Origin of the sequence: Nonomuraea sp. NPDC049784 (genome assembly GCF_040659615.1) — a bacterium.
GTDB lineage: Bacteria > Actinomycetota > Actinomycetes > Streptosporangiales > Streptosporangiaceae > Nonomuraea.
On the sequence record NZ_JBFAMX010000597.1, the window covers coordinates 1 to 6,340 of the forward strand.

7 protein-coding genes are annotated in these 6,340 nt (G+C 70.6%); all 7 read left to right on the top strand.

Annotation, left to right across the window (positions count from 1 at the left end):
• A partial coding sequence (locus AB0J09_RS52965) for a tyrosine recombinase (protein WP_360709633.1) occupies positions 1 to 675 on the top strand: 675 nt, incomplete at its 5' end.
• A gap of 117 nt (positions 676 to 792) precedes the next feature.
• Positions 793 to 1,734 (top strand): ParA family protein, encoded by a 942-nt coding sequence (locus AB0J09_RS52970; protein ID WP_360709635.1) that lies wholly within the window; start codon positions 793 to 795, stop codon positions 1,732 to 1,734.
• A complete protein-coding gene (locus AB0J09_RS52975) occupies positions 1,731 to 2,546 on the top strand; it encodes a segregation/condensation protein A (RefSeq protein ID WP_360709637.1) in 816 nt (271 codons plus the stop codon). Before AB0J09_RS52970 ends, AB0J09_RS52975 begins: the two co-directional genes overlap by 4 nt.
• A 421-nt stretch (positions 2,547 to 2,967) precedes the next feature.
• Complete coding sequence (scpB, locus tag AB0J09_RS52980) at positions 2,968 to 3,534, top strand: SMC-Scp complex subunit ScpB (protein ID WP_360709645.1); 567 nt, start codon at positions 2,968 to 2,970, stop codon at positions 3,532 to 3,534.
• Positions 3,531 to 5,288 carry a pseudouridine synthase gene (locus AB0J09_RS52985; RefSeq protein WP_360709639.1) on the top strand — a complete coding sequence of 586 codons (1,758 nt, stop codon included), beginning with the start codon at positions 3,531 to 3,533 and terminating at the stop codon, positions 5,286 to 5,288. The genes scpB and AB0J09_RS52985 overlap by 4 nt, the downstream gene beginning before the upstream one ends.
• 69 nt (positions 5,289 to 5,357) lie before the next feature.
• Complete coding sequence (aroH, locus tag AB0J09_RS52990; protein WP_360709641.1) at positions 5,358 to 5,717, top strand: chorismate mutase; 360 nt, start codon at positions 5,358 to 5,360, stop codon at positions 5,715 to 5,717.
• A gap of 74 nt (positions 5,718 to 5,791) precedes the next feature.
• Positions 5,792 to 6,340, top strand: a 549-nt coding sequence (locus AB0J09_RS52995; protein WP_360709643.1) for a prephenate dehydrogenase/arogenate dehydrogenase family protein, incomplete at its 3' end; no start/stop codon positions are given.

The window sequence follows — 6,340 nt, forward strand, 5'->3', positions numbered from 1 at the left end:
GCCGTATCCGCCGTGCGCGGGCTGCACCGTTTCGCTCTGCGTGAAGGCGTCACGGCCCACGACCCCGCCCACGAAGTACGTCCGCCGCGCCAGCTCCGCAGGCTCCCCAAGGCCATCGCCGTGGACGAGGTCGAGCGGCTGATCGCCGCCTCCGGCCCCGACGGCGCGCCCCTCACGCTGCGCAACCGCGCCCTGCTCGAGGTTCTGTACGGCACCGGCGCCCGCATCTCCGAGGCCGTGGGGCTGGCGGTGGACGACCTCGAGGACGACCAGGTGCGCCTGCGCGGCAAGGGTGGCCGCACACGCGTCGTGCCCTTGGGCCGCTACGCCCGCTCCGCGCTCGACGCGTACCTCGTACGGGCCCGTCCAGGGCTGCTCGCGCACGGACGCGGCACTCCCGCCGTGTTCCTGAACGCCAGGGGAGGCCGCCTGACCAGGCAGGGAGCGTGGGAGGTGCTCCAGGCCGCCGCCGAACGTGCCGGACTCGCCAGGATAAGTCCCCACGTTCTTCGCCATTCCTTCGCAACCCATCTCTTGGACGGCGGCGCTGACGTTAGGGTGGTCCAGGAACTGCTCGGCCACGCCTCCGTGACGACCACGCAGGTCTACACACTGGTCACGGTCGACAAGCTCCGCGAGGTCTATGCCGCCGCGCATCCGCGTGCCCGGCAGTGATCTATAGTCTTTTGCGACGTGCGGCGCCCTCGGCGTGCCGCCTTGCCGCATAAAGTGGCGACGCCATAGTGTCCGTCCGGACGGTCCGGTTCGGGATCGTCAGGGAGGTTCGAGCTGGTGACTGTGACGACCAAGGGTTCGACCCCGGGGACCCCCGACAACCCCTGGGGCGACACGAAGACCAACACGCCTTCCAACGGCGTCAACCTGGGGCCCACGCGGCGGCCCAGACCCGTGTTCCCCGAGCCGGTGCCGCCCTCGGTGCACGGCCCGGCGCGCGTGGTCGCGATGGTCAACCAGAAGGGTGGCGTCGGCAAGACCACGACAACCATCAACCTGGGGGCCGCGCTCGTCGAATGCGGCCTCAAGGTGCTGCTGGTCGACTTCGACCCGCAGGGCGCGCTCTCGGTCGGCCTGGGCATCAACCCGCTCCAGCTTGACCTGACCGTCTACAACCTGCTGATGGAGCGGGGCGTCACCGCCGAGGACGTGCTCCTGGAGACCGGCGTCGAGGGCCTCGACCTGCTGCCCAGCAACATCGACCTGTCGGCCGCCGAAGTGCAGCTCGTCACCGAGGTCGCCCGTGAGCAAGTGCTCGGCCGGGTGATCAAGCCGCTGCTGCCGCACTACGACGTGTGTCTCATCGACTGCCAGCCGTCGCTGGGCCTGCTCACGATCAACGCGCTGACGTGCGCCCACGGCGTGATGGTGCCGCTGGAGTGCGAGTTCTTCGCGCTGCGCGGCGTGGCGCTGCTCATGGACACGATCTCCAAGGTCCAGGAGCGGCTCAACGAGGACCTGGAGATCGAGGGACTGCTGGCCACCATGTACGACGCCCGCACCCTGCACGGGCGCGAGGTGCTGGCCCGCGTGGTGGAGGCGTTCGGCGACAAGGTGTTCCACACGGTGATCAACCGTACGGTCCGCTTCCCCGACGCGACGGTCGCCGGCGAGCCCATCACCACCTTCGACCCGTCCTCGCTCGGCGCGAACGCCTACCGTGAGCTGGCCCGCGAAGTGCTCTCGCGCTGGCCTGCGCCTGCCACAATGGCCAGGTGACCGAAGCCGAGCAGCCTCAAGGGTTCCAGGTCCACCTGGACGTCTTCGAAGGGCCCTTCGACCTGCTCCTTGGCCTCATCGCCAAGCACAAGCTGGACATCACCGAGGTCTCGCTCTCCAAGGTCACGGACGAGTTCATCGCCTACATCCGCTCGCGCGGGCCCGAGTGGGACCTCGACCAGACCAGCCACTTCCTGCTGGTCGCGGCTACCCTGCTGGACCTGAAGGCGGCCCGGCTGCTGCCTTCTGGCGAGGTCGAGGACGAGGAGGACCTGGCGCTGCTGGAGGCCAGGGACCTGCTGTTCGCGCGGTTGCTGCAGTACAAGGCATACAAGGAGGTGGCGAAGCTCTTCGCGGGGCGGATGGCGGAGGAGGCGCTGCGCTTTCCCCGTACGGTGCCGATGGAGCAGCAGTTCGCCAACCTGCTGCCCGAGCTCATCCTGGGCATCGGGCCCGAGCAGCTCGCCAAGATCGCAGCCAAGGCCTTCACCCCCAAGCTGCCCCCCATCGTCAGCGTCGGGCACATCTACCAGCCGCTGGCGAGCGTCAAGGAGCAGGCGGCCATCCTGGTCATGCACCTGCGCCGGCTCCGGCGCGCCACCTTCCGGGCGCTCGTGGCCGACTGCGAGGGGACCTTCGAGGTCATCGCCCGCTTCCTGGCCGTGCTGGAGCTCTTCCGGGAGTCGGCGGTGACGTTCGAGCAAGTCGAGGCGTTGGGGGACTTGCACGTAACCTGGACCGGCGCTGACGACGGCGACGTCGCGGTGGGCGACGATTACGAGGAATCCGCGGAGAAACCACGCAATGACTGACAACCCACTGCCCACCCCTCGCCGATCCCCTGACTCTGATCCGCCGCTGCCCGCCTGGATGAGCCTCCCGGGCTCCCTCGCCCAGCCCTCCGCCCCGGCTGTGGAGGATGAGGCGGCTGAGGACGACGCACCGTTGGATGACGTCTCGCCGTCTTCCGACGAGACGCCCACCCCGGCGCCGGACAGCGGCTCCGTGGATGGTGGTGTGGCGGAGTCGAGCGTGGGCGCCGGCCCGGCCGTGGATGCTTCCGCCGTCGCTCCGGCGGAGCTCGGCGCAGCACGCGCGTCGGAGGACGTGGATGTGTCGGAGGCGGCCCCGGCCGTGAGTGCCTCCGATGCCGCCCATGCGCCGGATCCCTCGGGCGCCGGATCGGCGGGTCGTGGTGCGGCGGAGTTCGGCGTGACGCGCGCGTCCGAGGACGTGGACGCCCCGGAGCGCGGGGAGGGGCCGGCGCTGGAGGCGGCGCTGGAGGCTATCCTGCTGGTGGTTGACGAACCCGTCGCCGAGGTGACTCTGGCTCAGGTGCTGGAGCGGCCCACCCACGAAGTCGCTGCGGCGTTGCGGGGGCTGGCGGCGGAATACACCGCTGCCGGCCGGGGTTTTGACTTGCGAGAAGTCGCGGGCGGCTGGCGGTTCTACACGCGGGCCGACTGCGCGGCCCTGGTCGAGCGGTTCGTACGCGACGGCCAGCAGTCGCGACTGACCCAGGCCGCACTGGAAACACTCGCGGTCGTGGCTTACCGGCAACCGGTGAGCCGGGCTCGCGTAGCCGCGGTGCGCGGCGTCAACAGCGACGGCGTCATGCGGACGCTCGTCGCGAGAGGGCTGGTCGAGGAGGCCGGCACCGACCCGGAGAGCCAGGCAGTGCTCTACCGGACAAGCTCATACTTCCTTGAACGTCTGGGACTGCGGGACCTCAGCGAGCTCCCCGAGCTCGCGCCCTTCCTCCCTGACGACGTGGAAAACCTCGAGGAGACAACAAAGTGATCAACAGGCGAAGCACCCCGTCCGGTGATGGACGCGGTCGCGGACGTACCGGCGGCTCGAGTCAGGGCCGCGGCGGACGTCCCGCCTTCCGTTCCGACTCCGGTTCGGGTTCCCGTTCCAACGACGCCCGGGGCGACTCCCGCGGTGGGGGCCGGCGCGACGACTTCCGCGGCGGTTCCGGTGATTCCCTTCGCGCCGACCGGAGCGGGTCGCGTGCCCGGTACGGGTCCGGTGCCCGCGAGGAGAGGTCCTCGCGTGGCCAGCGCGATCAGGGTTACCGGCGCGACGACCGCACGGACCGGCGCGACGACCGCGAGGCCCCGCGTGACGACCGTGGGAGCCGTTACGGCGACCGTGAGGGCCGTTACGGGCGCGACGAGCGCCAGCGCGAGTCCTACGAGCGGCCCCGCGACGACCGAGGCGGATACCGCACCGAGCGCCGCGACGACGAGCGCGGCGGCGGCGGTTACGGCGCGAGGCGTCGTGACGAGCGCGGCGGAGGTTACTCCGCCGGACGGCGTGACGAGTCCAGCAATGAGCGTGGCGGCGCTTACGGCGCTGGGCGTCGCGAGGAGCGCGGCGGTTACGGCGCTGGGCGTCGTGACGAGCGCGGCGGTTACGGCGCTGGGCGTCGTGACGAGCGCGGCGGTTACGGCGCTGGGCGTCGTGACGAGCGCGGCGGTGGCTCGGGTGCCGGCCGCCGTGACGAGCGCGGCGGCTACGGTGCCGGGCGTCGTGACGAGCGCGGTGACTCCGGTGCCGGGCGGCGTGAGGAGCGCGGCGGGTTCCGGGCCGATCGGAGCGGGCGCAGGGAAGGCGCCGCCCCGGCCTCCACTCGCTCCAGGTACGGCAAGCGCGACACCGACGCCCGGACCGAGCGGGCCCCGCGTCCGGCCCGGCGCGACGACGTACAGACCATCGGAAGCGGCAGCCCCCAGCGCGACCGTGTGAAGGCCGCGCGCCAGCCCATCCGCGACCGCGACCTCTACCCCGAGGGCTACACCGACGAGCGCGACACCACCGAGGTCCCCAACGGGGTGCGGCTCCAGAAGGTGCTCGCCCAGGCGGGCGTGGCCAGCCGCAGGGCGTGCGAGGAGATGATCGGCGAGGGCAGGGTCACCGTGAACGGCCAGGTCGTACGGCGGTTCGGCGCCAAGGTCGACCCGGCGACGCAGGTCATCCACGTGGACGGCAAGCGCATCCCCACCGCTCCCGACCTCGTCTACTACGCCCTGAACAAGCCCATCGGCGTCGTCTCCACCATGAACGACCCGCAGGGCCGGCCGTGCCTGGCCGACTTCGTCGAGGAGCTGGCGCCGAGGCTGTTCCACGTGGGCCGGCTCGACACCGAGACCGAGGGACTGCTGCTGCTCACCAACGACGGCGAGCTGGCCAACAGGCTGACGCACCCCAGCTACGGCGTGCAGAAGAAGTACTGGGCCAAGGTGCCGGGCCCGATCCCGCGGGACCTGGGGCGCAGGCTCAAGCAGGGCATCGAGCTGGAGGACGGCCTCGTCAGGGCCGACTCCTTCGCCATCGTGCAGGAGCACGGCCAGCAGGCGCTGGTCGAGGTCGTCCTGCATGAGGGCCGCAAGCACGTCGTGAGGCGCATGCTGGAGGAGGCGGGACACCGGGTGATCGACCTGGCCAGGATCGAGTTCGGTCCGGTGAAGCTGGGCCGTACCAAGCCTGGGACGGTCAGAGCGCTGACCTTGACGGAGGTCGGCGAACTTTACGCTGCCGTGAAGCTGTAATCTGGCTGAACGCAGGAGCCCGTGCGAACCTCCGCACGGGCTCTCCCGCTATAGAAGGGGACGAACCACATGGTGCGCGCGATCCGTGGGGCGATCCAGGTGGACGCCAACGACCGCGACTCGATCATCGCGGGCACGACCGAGCTGGTCAATGCGCTCATGGAGCGTAACCGGCTGACCACGGACGACGTGATCAGCGTGCTGTTCACGGCCACGCCCGACCTGACGGCAGAGTTCCCGGCGCTCGCGGCGCGTAAGCTGGGATTTCACGAGGTGCCGCTGATCTGCTGCACCGAGATCGCCGTGCCGGGCGCGCTGCCCCGCGTGGTGCGGCTCATGGCCCACGTCGAGACCGACCGCCCGCGGTCCGAGATTCAGCACATTTACCTGCGTGGCGCAGTGGCGTTGCGGCAGGATATCGCGCAGTAAGCACCTGGAAAGCGCACCACGAAACACCTAACACTCCAACACCCTCCAATAGCCGGATAAATCAGGACATCGAGATGGAACTTCGTACCGTGCTCGTCGTCGGCACCGGTCTCATCGGCACTTCCGCGGCCCTGGCGCTGCGCAAGCGCGGAGTACGCGTGCTGCTCGCCGACCGTGACCAGGGCGCCGTACGGCTGGCACGGGAGCTCGGTGCGGGCGAGGAGTGGCAGCCGGGCGAGGGGCCTTCCGAGCAGGTAGATCTGGCGGTCATCGCCGTTCCTCCCGCCCACGTGGCGACCGAGCTGCTGGAGCTGCAGCGGATCGGCGCCGCCAGGTTCTACACCGACGTCGCCAGCGTGAAGGTCGAGCCCCTTGATCGGGCCGCGCAGCTCGGCTGCGACCTGGCCTCCTACGTGGCCTCCCACCCTCTCGCAGGCCGTGAGAAGTCGGGTCCGGGGGCGGCCAGGGCGGACCTGTTCCTGGGCCGGCCGTGGGCGCTCTGCCCCACCGAGGAGTCCGGCCCCGAGGCGAAGGCGGCCGTCCTACAGCTGATCGAGCTGTGCGGGGCCAACGCCGTCGAGGTGAGCGCGACCGACCACGACCGCGCGGTCGCCGTCGTCTCC

Bases quoted from the DNA above. Each gene is read 5' to 3' on its own strand.
- aroH (WP_360709641.1), top strand. From the start codon at position 5,358: ATGGTGCGCGCGATCCGTGGGGCGATCCAGGTGGACGCCAACGACCGC.